This is a genomic window from Streptomyces sp. NPDC127190, from assembly GCF_042672505.1.
Classification (GTDB): Bacteria; Actinomycetota; Actinomycetes; order Streptomycetales; family Streptomycetaceae; genus Streptomyces.
Genome location: NZ_JBHXVE010000017.1, coordinates 84,500 through 97,966, shown reverse-complemented (window position 1 = coordinate 97,966; position 13,467 = coordinate 84,500). Strand labels below are relative to the sequence as shown.

The 13,467-nt window shown below is 73.2% G+C and carries 14 protein-coding genes; 8 read left to right on the top strand and 6 right to left on the bottom strand.

The genetic code is table 11. The features are described from left to right. Positions 1-27 precede the first annotated feature (27 nt). On the top strand, positions 28-492 hold the full coding sequence (locus tag ACFVIU_RS24985) for a hypothetical protein (RefSeq protein WP_385845175.1): 465 nt from the start codon (positions 28-30) through the stop codon (positions 490-492). Between the two features lie 157 nt (positions 493-649). On the opposite strand, the gene ACFVIU_RS24980 is transcribed toward ACFVIU_RS24985, so the two are convergent. Then, the gene (locus ACFVIU_RS24980; protein WP_385845174.1) at positions 650-1,195 is read right to left on the bottom strand and encodes a DoxX family protein; all 546 of its coding nucleotides are present in this window, start codon (positions 1,193-1,195) and stop codon (positions 650-652) included. A gap of 130 nt (positions 1,196-1,325) precedes the next feature. Between ACFVIU_RS24980 and ACFVIU_RS24975 the strand changes: the two genes are divergently transcribed. After that, positions 1,326-1,652, top strand: coding sequence for a nuclear transport factor 2 family protein (locus ACFVIU_RS24975; RefSeq protein WP_385845173.1), 327 nt, complete (start codon positions 1,326-1,328; stop codon positions 1,650-1,652). 165 nt (positions 1,653-1,817) lie between these two features. Then, on the top strand, positions 1,818-3,095 hold the full coding sequence (locus ACFVIU_RS24970; RefSeq protein ID WP_385845172.1) for a D-alanyl-D-alanine carboxypeptidase family protein: 1,278 nt from the start codon (positions 1,818-1,820) through the stop codon (positions 3,093-3,095). Between the two features lie 322 nt (positions 3,096-3,417). Here ACFVIU_RS24970 and ACFVIU_RS24965 read toward each other — a convergent pair whose 3' ends face one another. Continuing rightward, the gene (locus tag ACFVIU_RS24965; RefSeq protein WP_385845171.1) at positions 3,418-4,176 is read right to left on the bottom strand and encodes an SDR family oxidoreductase; all 759 of its coding nucleotides are present in this window, start codon (positions 4,174-4,176) and stop codon (positions 3,418-3,420) included. Between the two features lie 159 nt (positions 4,177-4,335). Here ACFVIU_RS24965 and ACFVIU_RS24960 point away from each other — a divergent pair, with 159 nt between their 5' ends. The 5 genes from ACFVIU_RS24960 to ACFVIU_RS24940 all read left to right on the top strand — a co-directional run bounded on the left by ACFVIU_RS24960 (position 4,336) and on the right by ACFVIU_RS24940 (position 9,234). Beyond that, positions 4,336-5,646 carry a multidrug effflux MFS transporter gene (locus ACFVIU_RS24960; protein WP_385845170.1) on the top strand — a complete coding sequence of 437 codons (1,311 nt, stop codon included), beginning with the start codon at positions 4,336-4,338 and terminating at the stop codon, positions 5,644-5,646. Beyond that, on the top strand, positions 5,589-6,767 hold the full coding sequence (locus ACFVIU_RS24955; RefSeq protein ID WP_385845169.1) for a serine hydrolase domain-containing protein: 1,179 nt from the start codon (positions 5,589-5,591) through the stop codon (positions 6,765-6,767). Before ACFVIU_RS24960 ends, ACFVIU_RS24955 begins: the two co-directional genes overlap by 58 nt. Before the next feature lie 47 nt (positions 6,768-6,814). Further along, the gene (locus ACFVIU_RS24950; protein ID WP_385845168.1) at positions 6,815-7,792 is read left to right on the top strand and encodes a small ribosomal subunit Rsm22 family protein; all 978 of its coding nucleotides are present in this window, start codon (positions 6,815-6,817) and stop codon (positions 7,790-7,792) included. Between the two features lie 17 nt (positions 7,793-7,809). Beyond that, a complete protein-coding gene (locus ACFVIU_RS24945) occupies positions 7,810-8,433 on the top strand; it encodes a TetR/AcrR family transcriptional regulator (protein WP_385845167.1) in 624 nt (207 codons plus the stop codon). A gap of 78 nt (positions 8,434-8,511) precedes the next feature. Beyond that, a complete protein-coding gene (locus tag ACFVIU_RS24940) occupies positions 8,512-9,234 on the top strand; it encodes a bifunctional DNA primase/polymerase (protein WP_385845166.1) in 723 nt (240 codons plus the stop codon). A gap of 14 nt (positions 9,235-9,248) precedes the next feature. Here the strand turns inward: ACFVIU_RS24940 and ACFVIU_RS24935 are convergent, their stop codons facing one another. Genes ACFVIU_RS24935 through efeO form a run of 4 tightly spaced genes read right to left on the bottom strand, consistent with a single transcriptional unit; the run spans position 9,249 to position 13,465 of the window. After that, on the bottom strand, positions 9,249-10,238 hold the full coding sequence (locus ACFVIU_RS24935) for a hypothetical protein (protein WP_385845165.1): 990 nt from the start codon (positions 10,236-10,238) through the stop codon (positions 9,249-9,251). Then, positions 10,201-11,070: an iron uptake transporter permease EfeU gene (efeU, locus tag ACFVIU_RS24930; protein WP_385845164.1), complete on the bottom strand. Its 870-nt coding sequence runs from the start codon at positions 11,068-11,070 to the stop codon at positions 10,201-10,203. Before efeU ends, ACFVIU_RS24935 begins: the two co-directional genes overlap by 38 nt. Positions 11,071-11,072: 2 nt before the next feature. Beyond that, positions 11,073-12,326, bottom strand: a complete 1,254-nt coding sequence (gene efeB, locus ACFVIU_RS24925; RefSeq protein ID WP_385845163.1) for an iron uptake transporter deferrochelatase/peroxidase subunit — start codon at positions 12,324-12,326, stop codon at positions 11,073-11,075. A gap of 2 nt (positions 12,327-12,328) precedes the next feature. Beyond that, positions 12,329-13,465 carry an iron uptake system protein EfeO gene (efeO, locus tag ACFVIU_RS24920; RefSeq protein ID WP_385845162.1) on the bottom strand — a complete coding sequence of 379 codons (1,137 nt, stop codon included), beginning with the start codon at positions 13,463-13,465 and terminating at the stop codon, positions 12,329-12,331. Positions 13,466-13,467 lie beyond the last annotated feature (2 nt).

Sequence of the window (13,467 nt, the reverse complement as noted above, 5' to 3'; positions counted from 1 at the left end):
TCGTATCAGGGCCAGGAACGGGGACTCATGTTCAGGACGCTTCAGGGTGCCATCGTGGGCGTCGCGGCGGCGGCGCTGCTGACGGGCTGCGGCGGTGGCGGCGGCGGGAAGGGCACGGACCAGGGTAAGGGCGCGGACAGCGGCCACGGCAAGGCGGCCGTGTCGCAGTCCGCCACCCCGACGGCCGGTGCCGACGGTGCGGTGCACGAGGTGACGATGGAGGTGACCGGCACCGGCACCACCCAGGTCATGTACCACGCGGCGAGCAGCGGCTTCGAGAAGCACCAGCTGCCCTGGACCAAGACGGAGAAGGTCACGCTCACCGACGCGGAGCAGAAGGTCGGTTACCTGGTGTCGGTCGTGCCCGGCTCGGTCCAGGCCGCGGACGGCACCCTCACGATGGGCGGCTGCGTGATCAAGGTCGACGGCAAGCAGGTCGCCGACAACAACGGGGGCAAGGTGGCCAAGGGCTGCGAGTACAAGATCAAGTAGGACTCCCGGGCTCCCCGGCTGCGGGTCGGGAACGGTACGTCCTTCCCCACGCCGTCAGGTGCGTCACCCCACGCCGGGGCGGCGGGCGGTGCAGCAGGCGGCCGGTCACGGCGGGGGTGACCAGGTGGTCCGGAACACCCTCCACCACCTGGAATCCCTACTCCTCGAACAGCGGCTCCTGCTCGCCCTCCGTCCGCGCCCGCACCCGCTGGTTGCGCAGGCCCACCACCACGGCCGTCGCCGCCGCGGTCACGCCGAGGGCCGCCGGGACCATCCAGCCCCGGTCGAAGACGTGGCCGAAGGCGTGGTCCAGGGAGAGGCGGCCGGGGCCGGTGATCGCGAGACCGGCCGCCGCGAGACCCACGGTCGCCGCGTGCTCGTAGCCACCCTCCTGGGCGAAGAAGCCGTTGGGCGCGTGCACCGCCCCCGCGCCGGTCATCGCGCCGGCCGCCGCCGCGCCCGCCGCCGGGGTCGCCAGGCCCAGGGCGAGCAGCGTGCCGCCGCCCGCCTCCGCGAGGCCCGCCGCCATGGCGCTCGCCTTGCCGGGTTTGTAGCCGACGGACTCCATGAACTGGCCGGTTCCCTCCAGGCCGTGCCCGCCGAACCACCCGAACAGCTTCTGCGCGCCGTGGGCGACCAGCACCCCGCCGGTCCCCAGCCGGAGCAGCAGCAGGCCCAGATCGCGTCGGTCGTAACAGGTCATGGCGGCTCCCGGGCAGACAAGGGGGACGGGGGGGCTGTTGTCCTCCCACCGTCGCATCCGGGGCGCCGGGCGGCCCGTCCTGGAGGGCGTTCGGGTGGCGGGGCCCAGGGAGCGGTGTGAGCCTGACGCCATGACGATTCAGCCCTCCCGACTCAGCGACCCGGCCGTCCGCGCCTTCGTCACCGCCGTCAACTCCCATGACCGCGAGGCCTTCCTGGAGCTCCTCGCCCCGGACGCGACCATGTCCGACGACGGCACCGACCGCGACCTCGCCGAGTGGATCGACCAGGAGATCTTCTCCTCCCACGGCCACCTGGACGTCGAGAGGGAGTCCGACGGCGGCCGGACCCTGGTCGCGGGCTACCGCAACGACACCTGGGGCGAGATGCGCACCCGGTGGCACTTCACCGTCGACGGCGACGGATCGATCCTCCGGTTCGAGACCGGCCAGGCCTGAGCGAGCAGCTCCGAGCCGCCCGCGGATAAGAAGCCGCCCTCGGTAAGAGGTGTACAAGGGCTCGGAAAGCCAGCCGCTCGTACGATTTTCATAAGGCGGCACATTCCGCTCCCTCCCGCCCCGGCGTACCGGAATCCCCAGCTCTGCGCGGTGTACGGTCCCGGAGTGCGCGAATGTTCCCGGCTCAGCCGGCGTGCCGTCCTCGGACTGACGGCCGCCGCCCTTCCCCTCTCCGCTGCCACCGAAGCCTCCGCCGCCACCAGGGTCGTCGGAGGTGAGCGGCTGGCCCGTCCCGGCGTCCAGGTGAACGGTGCCACCGGACTGCCCGCGAAACTCACCGCCCGCTCCTGGCTCGTCGCCGACCAGGAGACCGGTGAGGTGCTCGCCTCGTGCAACGCGCACCGGCGGCTCGCGCCCGCGTCCACGCTGAAGATGCTGTTCGCGGACACCGTGCTGAAGAAGTTCGACCGCACCGAGCGGTACACCGTCAAGGACAGCGACCTCGCGGACATCCCGGCCGGCTCCAGCCTGGTCGGCATCAAACCCGGCATCACCTACACCGTCGAGCAGCTGTGGCAGGGGGTGTTCCTGCGCTCCGGCAACGACGCCGTGCATGTGCTCGCCCACATGAACGGCGGTGTGCCCCGGACGGTCGCCGAGATGCAGGCCAAGGCCGAGGACCTCCAGGCCCTGGACACCCATGTGGTCAGCCCCGACGGCTTCGACCACCCGGGCCAGCTGTCCTCCGCGTACGACCTCACCCTGTTCGCCCGGCACGGTCTGAAGGACGCCGACTTCCGGGGCTACTGCTCCACCCGCACCGCCGACTTCCCGGCGGGCGGCCGGAAGACCTTCCAGATCCAGAACACCGACCGCCTGCTGACCGGGGCGTGGGGCCTGAAGACGTACGACGGGCTCATCGGCGTGAAGAACGGCTACACCAGTCACGCGGGCAACACCTTCACCGGCGCCGCCACGCGCGGCGGGCGCACCCTGCTGGTGACCGTGATGCACCCCGCGACCGGCAGCAACGCCGTCTACGAGCAGACCGCCGCGCTGCTCGACTGGGGCTTCGCGCAGGGCAGTTCGGCGCGGGCCGTGGGCATGCTGGTCGATCCGCTGAGCGAGGGCGGCGCGGCCGCGGGCCCCGGTGGCGTCGCCCGCACGTCCTCCGGTGCGGCCGCCGGCGCTCAGGACCCGGCCGACGGCAAGGACTCGCCGTGGCATCTCGCCGAGGGTGCGGCGGGGACCTTGGCGCTGCTGGGGGGCGGCGTGTGGGCGCTGCGCAGGCGTGCGGTGCGCAGGGCGGAGGCCAGGGCACAGGCCCGAGCGCAGGCGCGGGCCGCGGTACGGCGGAGCCCGGGGGCCGGGGAGCGGGGAGCGGCGGGAGAGTTCGGCGAGGCGGGGGAGGCGGGGGAGGCCGGAGGCAGGCATCGCCGCTGAGCGGCGCCATGTGTCCCCGCCGCGTGCTTGCGGCAGTGCCCCGCCGTGTGTCTGCGGCGGTGGCTCGCCGTATGTGTGCGGCAGCGCCCCGCCGTATGTGTGCGGCAGCCGTTCCACCCACCGGTGCGTGCCTCGCGTCGATCGCGAGGCCCACCCCCAACTCCGGCCGGTGGAACGGCTGCCGCGCCCCCCTCGGTATGGCTTGCGGAACTCCGGTGCCTCAAGTGTGAAGCTCTGGTGGAGGAGAGTTGAGCATACGTCCTCGACCGGCCGCAATAGTGCGGATTATCAAATTCCGCTTGTGTGCGGGCGGAAGGGCCCCTCAGCCCCGCCCGATGTACGGCATGGCCGTCGCCAGGACGGTCGCGAACTGCACGTTCGCCTCCAGCGGCAATTCGGCCATGTGCCGGACGGTACGCGCCACATCGGCCACATCCATCACCGGTTCCGGGGCTACCACCCCGTTCGCCTGGAGCGCCCCCGTCTGCATCCGGGCCGTCATGTCCGTCGCCGCGTTGCCGATGTCGATCTGCCCGACCGCGATCCCGTACGGCCGCCCGTCCAGCGACAGCGACTTGGTCAGCCCGGTCAGCGCGTGCTTGGTCGCGGTGTAGGCCACCGAGTGCGGGCGGGGCGTGTGCGCCGAGATGGAGCCGTTGTTGATGATCCGGCCGCCCTGCGGATCCTGCTCCTTCATCCGCCGGTACGCCGCCTGTGCGCACAGGAACGCCCCGTTGAGGTTGGTGTCCACCACGTGCCGCCAGGCGTCGTACGGCAGGTCCTCGACCGGCACCCCGCCGGGCCCGAACGTGCCCGCGTTGTTGAACAGCAGGTCCACCCGCCCGAACCGGTCCACCACCGCCGCGAACAGCGCCTCCACCTCCTCGGGCCGTGACACGTCGGTGCGCACGGCGAGCGCGGCACCCTCCGGCACCAGCGCCGCCGTCTCCTGAAGGGTCCCGGTGCGGCGGCCCGCCAGCGCCACCGACCAGCCGGCGCGCAGCAGCTCGACGGCGACGGCCCGCCCGATGCCGGAGCCCGCGCCGGTCACCACCGCGATCTTCGATTGCCTCTCAGTCATGGCTCCGCAGCCTAGGCGGCAGGTCCGTCATGCGGAATCCACTGTCCGCCATACGGTTAGCCGCCCGCCATCGCCCCCACCGCCGCACTCGCTCATGTGTGCCTCGGCAGTCTGTGCGAGCTGAGAGCATGGGGGCCGGTCACCACCAGGGAGGGACAGATGTCCGAGCACGCGGCGGCACCGCCGCCGGAGACGGAACACGACACCACCACCCCCGCCTCCACCCCGCCGCCGGCCGCCGCGCGCCGCACCGGCCTGCTCGTCACCTTCGTGCTCGGCGGCCTCACCGCCACACCCCCGCTGGCCATGGACATGTATCTGCCGGCGCTGCCCGAGGTCACCCGGTCCCTGCACGCCCCCGCCGCCACCGTCCAGCTCACGCTCACCGCCTGCCTGCTGGGCATGGCCCTGGGACAGCTGGTCGTCGGCCCCATGAGCGACCGCTGGGGCCGCCGCCGCCCGCTCCTCACCGGCCTCGCCGTCTACCTCCTCGCCACCGCCCTGTGCGCCGTCGCCCCGAACGTCGAGACCCTGGTCGCCTTCCGGCTGGCCCAGGGCCTCGCCGGCGCCGCCGGGATCGTCATCGCCCGGGCCGTCGTACGCGACCTGTACGACGGTGTGGCCATGGCCCGCTTCTTCTCCACCCTGATGCTGATCTCCGGGACCGCCCCGATCGTGGCCCCGCTGGTCGGCGGACAGATCCTCCGGGTGACCGACTGGCGGGGCGTGTTCGTCGTCCTCACCGTGGTCGGCGCCGGACTCGCCGCACTGGTCTGGCTGCGGCTGCCCGAGACCCTGCCGCCCGCCGACCGGCACGACGGCGGGGTGCCCGAGGCCCTGCGCGCCATGCGCGGCCTCCTCACCGACCTGCCCTTCACCGGCTACATGCTGGCCGGCGGCTTCGCCTTCGCCGCGCTGTTCGCCTACATATCGGCGTCCCCGTTCGTGATCCAGGAGATCTACGGCGCCTCCCCGCAGACCTTCAGCCTGCTGTTCGGCCTCAACTCCGTCGGTCTCGTCGTCGCCGGGCAGATCAACGGCAAGGTGCTGGTGGGCCGGGTCCGCCTGGACAAGGTGCTCGCGACCGGACTGGCCGTGATCGTCCTCGCCGCCACCGCCCTGCTGCTGATGTCCACCGGCGCCCTCGGCACGCCCGGCCTGGCCCCGGTCGCCGCCGCCCTCTTCGTCCTCATGTCCGCGATGGGCATCACCCTGCCCAACACCCAGTCCCTCGCCCTGCTGCGCACCCGGCGCGCCGCCGGCTCCGCCTCCGCCCTGCTCGGCACCTCCTCCTTCCTGGTCGGCGCGGTCGCCTCCCCGCTGGTCGGGATCGCCGGGGAGCGCACCGCCGTCCCCATGGCCGTCGTACAACTGACGGCGGCACTGGCCGCCACGGTCTGCTTCATGGCAATGTGCCGTCCCTGGAAGACACCGACGACACAGGTGGGGCCGGAGGGAGACCGGAACTGAGCGCACCGCGACTGCGCGTCGACACCCCGGAGCGGGCCGGCCTCGACCCCACGCACCTGCGGCACATGACCGACGAGCTGCACGCCCTCACCGCCGGAGACCGCCCCTGGGCGGCCGGCGCCGTGCTGCTGGCCGGACGCGGCCCGGTGATCGCCGTGGCCGAGGCCGCCGGCTGGGCCGTCCGCTACGCTGGCTACGACGCGGCCGCCGACAACGCTGTCGAACTCCCGCCCGCCGCCCGGGTGCCGATGACCCTCGGCACCCCCTTCGACCTGGCCTCCCTCACCAAGCTCTGCACCGCCGTGGCCGCCGTCCAGCAGATCGAACGCGGCACCCTCGGCATCGACGCCCGGGTCGGCGCCTATCTGCCCGACTTCCGCGCGGCCGCCGAGCACGGCATCACCGTGCGGCAGCTGCTCACCCACACCTCCGGGCTGCGCCCCGAACTCCCGCTGTACGACTGCCCGGACATCGCAGCCCGCCTCGACCTGCTGCGCGCCGAGGCCCCCACCGGGCCGCCCGGCACCCCGCTCTACTCCGACCTCAACATGCTGCTGCTCCAGTTCGTGCTGGAGCGGATCACCGGCCGCCCCCTCGACATCCTCGTCCGGGACGGCATCACCCGCCCGCTCGGCATGACCGCGACCCGCTTCGGGCCCTGCCCCGGCGCCGCGGCCACCGAGGACCAGCGGCGGCCCTGGGCCAAGGCCGACCGGGGCATGCTGCGGGGCGTGGTGCACGACGAGAACGCCTGGGCGCTGGGCGGGGTCGCCGGGCACGCCGGGCTCTTCTCCACCGCGGGCGACCTCGCGATCCTGTGCCGGACCCTGCTCGCGGGCGGCTCCTACGGCACCGCGCGCATCCTCGGCCCGGATTTCACCGAGCTGCTGCTCACCCCGCCCGGGCTGGGCTTCGCCGTGGACCAGCCCTGGTTCATGGGAGAGCTGGCGGGCCGGGGCGCGGCCGGTCACACCGGCTTCACCGGCACCTCGCTGGTCCTCGACCCGGCCACCGACACCTTCCTGGTCCTGCTGGCCAACACGGTCCACCCGAGGCGCCGCCCACCGGACAGCCGGCCCCGGGCGACCCTGGGCACGCTGCTGGCCCGGGCGGTGATCTGACCGGGCGGCGGGCGGGGGCGGCCGCGTCCCGGCCATACAATCACCGGGTGAACGACACCCTCCGCAGCGCACTGGCGGAGCTGCTCGCCGAGCTGCCCCCCACCCAGGCCGCCGGAGCCGTGGAACGACTGATCGCCCACTACCGCGGCGACACCCCCACCCACGCCCCGATCCTGCGTGACCGCGCCGACGTCGCCGCCTACGCGGCCTACCGCATGCCGGCCACCTTCGAGGCGGCCCGCTCGGCCCTCGCCGCCCTCGCCGACGCCGTGCCCGGCTGGACCCCGGCCGGCCATGTCGACGTGGGCGGCGGCACCGGCGCCGCCACCTGGGCCGTCGCGGACACCTGGCCCGGCGGGCGCAGCATCACCGTGCTGGACTGGGCCGAGCCCGCCCTCGCCCTCGGCCGGGAGCTGGCCGCCGCCAACCCCGCCCTGGCCGGCGCCCGCTGGCAGCGCGCCCGGATCGGCTCGGCGCTCACCCTCGACAGCACCGACCTCGTCACCGTCTCGTACGTCCTCAACGAACTCGCCGAGGCCGACCGGGCCGCCCTGGTGGACGCCGCCGCGGCCGCCGCCCGGGCCGTGGTGATCGTGGAGGCCGGCACCCCCGCCGGATACGCCCGGGTCATCGAGGCCCGCGACCGGCTCGTCCGCGCCGGATTCCACATCGCCGCGCCCTGCCCGCACAGCGCCGCCTGCCCGATCGTGCCCGGCCAGGACTGGTGCCACTTCTCCGCCCGGGTCGGCCGCTCCTCGCTGCACCGCCAGGTCAAGGGCGGCTCCCTCGGCCACGAGGACGAGAAGTTCTCCTATGTCGCCGCGACCCGGCTGCCCGTCACCCCGGCCCCCGCCCGGATCGTCCGGCGCCCGCAGATCCGCAAGGGCCAGGTGCTGCTCGACCTGTGCGAGGCGGACGAGCGGCTGAGCCGTACCACGGTCACCAAGCGCCACGGCGATCTGTACAAGGCGGCCCGGGACGCCGACTGGGGCGACGCCTGGCCGCCCGAGGACGCCGAAGCGTAGGTTGTTAGCTTCGAGCCATGGAGAGGAAGCCCGCCCCCGACACCAGCCGCCGCAGCGAGAAGTCCCGGCGGGCGATCCACGCCGCCGCCCTCGCCCTGGTCGGCGAGATCGGCTACCCGAGGACCACGGTCGAGGGCATCGCCGCGCGCGCCGGCGTCGGCAAGCAGACCATCTACCGCTGGTGGTCGTCCAAGGCGGACGTGCTGCTGGAGGCGTTCCTCGCCCTCGGCGAGCAGACCGCCCGGGAGGCGGGGCAGCAGCCGTACGTCATCCCGGACACCGGTGATCTCGCCGCCGACCTCAAGGCGGTGCTCCGGGCCACCGTGGACACGCTCCGCGACCCGCGCTTCGAGGCACCGGCGCGGGCGCTGGCCGCCGAGGGCCTGCTGGACGATCAGGTCGGCCGCACCTATGTGACCCGGCTCCTGGAACCCCAGCTCCAGCTGTACGTCGACCGGCTCCGCTCGGCGCAGCGCAGCGGGGCGGTGCGGGCCGGCATCGACCCGCGGATCGCCCTGGAACTCTTCGTCTCGCCGCTCGCCCAGCGCTGGCTCCAGCGCACCGGGCCGATCTCGTACGACTACACGGACACCCTCGTCGACTACGCCCTGCACGGCATCGCGGACCCCCGAAGCGCGTGAAGATGGGACGATAAGGCATGCTGTCCGCACGCCGGCGAGGCGACCACTCACCTGGCGACCACCAAACCGAGGGGATAGATGAGCGCGACGTTCGGCGGCCGGTCCGGTCGGCAGGGCAAACTCTCCCAGTGGCTGCTCGGACGCCGTGCGAAGGAGACCGCCGACCCCGGCGGCCGTGAGGACCTGCTGGTGGCCGCCGCCGCGGCGGGCCTGCCGCTCGCGCCCGCCGCCCACCCCGCCCCCGGCTACCGGTGCTCCTGCGACCGCGTGGGCTGTCCCACCCCGGCCCGGCACCCGGTGTCGTTCGCCTGGCAGACCCAGTCCACGACCGACCGCGCCCAGATCGAGCGCTGGGCCCGGCACCAGCCGCAGGCCAACTTCATCACCGCCACCGGCATGGTGCACGACGTGCTGGATGTGCCCCTGGAGGCCGGGCGCGAGGCCCTCGGCCGGCTGCTCGACGCGGGCGTCGAGGTCGGCCCGGTCGCCGAGAGCGACGACGGCCGCATGCTGTTCTTCACGCTGACTCGGGGCACCCCGGAGGACGAGGACGAGTGGTGGCCCTGTGAGCTGGACTGCCACCCCGAGACCATGGACGAGCACCCCGGCCTGCGCTGGCACTGCCGGGGCTCCTACGTCCTGGTGCCGCCCGCCCGGCTGCCCGGCGACGACGACCAGCAGGTGCGCTGGACCCGCGGACCGGAGCATCCGCTGCCGGACCCGCTGACCCTGCTGGAGGTCCTCACCGACGTCTGCGCCCGGTACGCGGACACCGCCGCCCCCTGGCCGCTGCGGCACTGACCGCGCCGGGGGCGCTACTCGCCCTTGGCCGCCGTGAGCCCCTGGAGCCGCCCGAGCATCCGCACCTGCCCGCCGCCCGCCGGGTCCACGGCGACATCGCCGGCGACGGACTCCAGCGTCAGCGACTGCTTGATCTCGCCCTGGGTCAGGGCTTGCACGTCCTTCGTCTGGGCCGGTACCGAGGTGCCCTGGGCGGCCGTCTGCTTCTCGAAGTGGTGCGTGCTGAAGAAGACCAGCGCGCCGCCGTCCGCGGTGCGCAGCGCGAGCGGCGCGTAGGCGCCGTGGTCGAGCGGCTGGTCGAGGTACTGCCGGACCAGCCCCGGCCGCTTGGCCTGGTGGGTGCGGCCGGCGCGCAGCCCGCTGGTGAAGGGGCCCTCGGCGAAGCCGCTGCCACCGTTCTTCAGATAGCCCGTGTAGGCCTTGCTCAGCTCGGCGGGCTTCATCGCCAGCCCGGCGGCGTCGGCCGGCACCGCCTCGGCGAAACCGTCGTCACCGGTCGTGAAGGCGGGTACGGCACCGGGCCGCACCAGCGTCAGATACGACACCCGCCAGCGCTCGCCGAGGTCGCCCCGGGTGAAGACGAGCAGCCAGCGGTAGCCGGTGGCGATGTTGCCCTGGGCGTCGGCGACGAACCAGCGCGGCCAGCCCGCCTTCTTCGGGATCGTGATCTTCACGTCCGTCAGCTTCAGCGGCACGTGAGCGGAGTTGCCCGACGGGCTGTTGGTGTGCCCGGCCTTCAGCCGCGCGGCGTCGACGTCACCGAACGGGCCGGTGACATAGGGGGCGTCCAGGGAGCTGTCGTAGGCCTTGTCGGCCTTGTTGTACGCGTCCGTGAAGGCGGTGAGCGCCCTGGTGGTCTCGGCGCGTGTCGCGGCCGGGAGGACCGTGCGCTCGCCGTGCACCACCATGCATCCGCTCGCGGTCAGCGACAAAGCGGTCAGCGAGGCCGCTATGAGTGCGTTCCGGTCACGCCGACGCCGTCGACGGCTGCGTTCCCTGGTCATCGGGCTCCTTCACCTTCCCCTTTCCGGAGGCGAACCCTACCGGGGAGAGGAACAGCCCGAGTACCGGGACCACGTACAGCGCCCACACCGTGATCTGGACGACCGTCGGGTCGGGCTGGAAGTTGAACACGCCCTTGAGCAGCGTGCCGTACCAGCTGTCCGGCGGGATGGTGCCGCTGATGTCGAAGGCGAGCCGGTTGATGCCCGGGATCCAGCCGGCCTCCTGGAGGTCGTGGAAGCCGTACGCCAGCACGCCCGCCGCGACCACGACCAGCATGCCGCCGGTCCAGGTGAAGAACCTGGCCAGGTTGATCCGCAGGGCGCCGCGGTAGAACAGCCAGCCGAGCAGCACGGCGGTGGCCAGGCCGAGCGCCACGCCGGCCAGTGGGCGCGGGGTGCCGTCGCTCGCCGCGTGCACCGACGCCCACACGAACAGCGCGGTCTCCAGGCCCTCCCGGCCGACCGCGAGGAAGGCGGTGGCGACCAGGGCGCCGGTGCCCAGCGCGAGGGCCGCGTCCAGCTTGCCGTGCAGCTCCGACTTCAGGTGCCGGGCGGTGCGCCGCATCCAGAACACCATCCAGGTGACCAGGCCGACGGCGACGATCGACAGCGAGCCGCCGAGCGCCTCCTGGGCCTGGAAGGTCAGCTCCTGCGAGCCGTACTCCAGGGCGCAGCCGAAGCCCATGGCGATGGCGATCGCGATGGCGATGCCGGTCCAGATCGGCTTCACGGCGTCCCGGCGGCCGGTCTTGACGAGGTAGGCGATCAGGATGCAGACGACGAGCGACGCCTCCAGGCCCTCCCGCAGTCCGATCAGGTAGTTGGAGAACACTGCTACGCCTCCTTCGAGAAGAGGGTGCGGCCCCACCAGTCGTGGGCGTCCCGGACACCGGGCGGCACCGCGAAGACGGCCGAACCCACGTGCTGCGTGTACTCGTTGAGCGCGTCGTGCGCGGACAGCTTGCGCTGGAGCGGGATGAACCCGTGGCGCACGTCCCGCTGGTAGGCCAGGAAGAACAGGCCCGCGTCGAGCCGGCCGAGCCCGTCGGTGCCGTCGGTGAAGGAGTAGCCGCGGCGCAGGATGGTGATGCCGCCGTTGGCGTCCGGGTGCGCGAGCCGCACGTGCGCGGTGGGCTTCATCGCCTTCAGGAACGGCTCGTCGTGCTCCTTGGCCTTGCCGACCGGGGCGCCCTCGCGCTTGTCCCGCCCGAACACGTCCTCCTGCTCCTGCAAGGGGGTGCGGTCCCAGGTCTCGATGTTCATGCGGATGCGCCGGGCGACGAGGTACGACCCACCGGTCATCCAGGCCGGGCCGTCGCCCTCGCCCACCCAGACGTGCTTCTTCAGCCGGTCCGTCTCGGTGCCCGCGATGTTGCGGGTGCCGTCCTTGAAGCCGAAGAGGTTGCGCGGGGTCTGCGCGTCCGGGGTGGTGGAGGAGGTCTTGCCGAAGCCCAGCTGGGACCAGCGGACGGCGACCTTGCCGAAGCCGATCCGGGCCAGGTTGCGGATGGCGTGCACGGCGACCTGCGGATCGTCCGCGCAGGCCTGCACGCACAGGTCGCCGCCGGTGCGGGCCTTCTCCAGGTTGTCCCCGGGGAACCGCGGCAGGTCGACCAGGGCGGCCGGCCGCCGGTCGTGCAGGCCGAACTTCTCGAACAGGGACGGCCCGAAGCCGAGGGTGAGGGTCAGCCGGGACGGCTTCAGCCCCATCGCCTCGCCGGTGTCGTCCGGCGGCGCCTCGGCGAGCCCGTCGAAGGCGCCCTCGCCGACCGGCTTGCCGGCCGTCATCCGCCGGGCCGCCTCGGTCCAGTCCTTCAGCAGCTGCACGAACTCGGCGCGGTCGTCGGTCTTCACGTCGAACGCGGCGAAGTGCAGCCGGTCCTGCACCGGTGTGGCGATACCGGCCTGGTGGGCGCCGTGGAACGGCACCGCGCCGCCCGCGTCGGCGGCGGCCGGGGCCATGTCGTCGCCCGCCCTGGCCATCGCCACCGCGCCGCCGGCCGCCGCGGCACCGAGCGCGAGCCCGGCCCCGCCCCAGCCGATCAGCGCCCGGCGCGAGGGGGAGGGCGCCTGGTTCTGCTCGGTCATGGTCACTTCACCACCGCGGCGGCGAGCTTGGACAGCGGCTCGGCGAGCGCGTTCACCGCGTCCGACAGCTCCTTGCGCTGGTCCTCGGTCACCTTGTCGTAGGAGACGAAGTCGTAGGACTTCTTGTCGGTGCGGTACTTGTCCAGCAGCGTGTTCAGCGCCGGGAACTGCTTGTCCAGCTCCTTGGCCAGCGCCGGGTCGTTCTTCGCGGCGACCGGCTTCAGCAGCTCGTACGCCTTCTGCGCGCCCTCGACGTTGGCCTTGAAGTCGACCAGGTCGGTGTGCGCGTAGCGGTCCTCCTCACCGGTGACCTTGCCGGTGGCGACCTCGTCCAGCAGTTCCTTGGCGCCGTTGGCCATGGAGGTAGGGGTGATCTGGGCGGTGCCGACCCGGTCCCGCCAGTCCTTCAGGTCCGTCACCAGCCGGGCGGCGAGGGCCTTCTCCTCGGCACCGATCTTCCGGTCCTGCCAGAGGGCCTTCTCCAGCCGGTGCCAGCCGGTCCACTTCTGGCCCTTCTCCAGGCCGTCGGCGCGGGTGTCGGTCAGGGGGTCGATGTCGCCGAAGGACTCGGCGATCGGCTCGGTGCGCTCCCAGCCGAGGCGCGAGGGCGCGTAGGCCTTCTTCGCGGCGTCGAGGTCGCCGTCCCGGACGGCCTTGGCGAAGGTCTCGGCGAGCGGCACGGTGGCGTCGGCCTGGTCCTGCGCGTACTGCCGGTACGCGGCGACCGCCTGGTCCAGCCGCGGGTCCCGCTGCGCGGCCCGGGCGCCGCCGGTGACGGTGAGCTTCTGCCGGACGCCGCGGCCCTTCATGCCGGGGCGGCAGGCGATCTCGTACGCACCGGCCTTCACCTCGGCGGTCAGCGTGTACTTGGTGCCGGGGCCGATGTTCTCCTTCTCGGAGACGATCCGGTCGTCCGGGAGCAGGATCTCGACCTCGGTGGCCTGGGAGCCCTTGTTCTCTATCTTCAGCGTGACCTGGCCCGCGGGCACGGAGTGGGCCGAGGTGTCGCAGGTGGCGTCGGCGGCGGTGACCCGGATGGCGTCGCCGTCCTTGGCGTCGCTCTTCGCCGTGCAGGCTGTGAGGGCGGTCAGAGCGGCAGCGCCGGCGGCGGCGATGACGGTCAGTCGGGCGGCTCGCATGC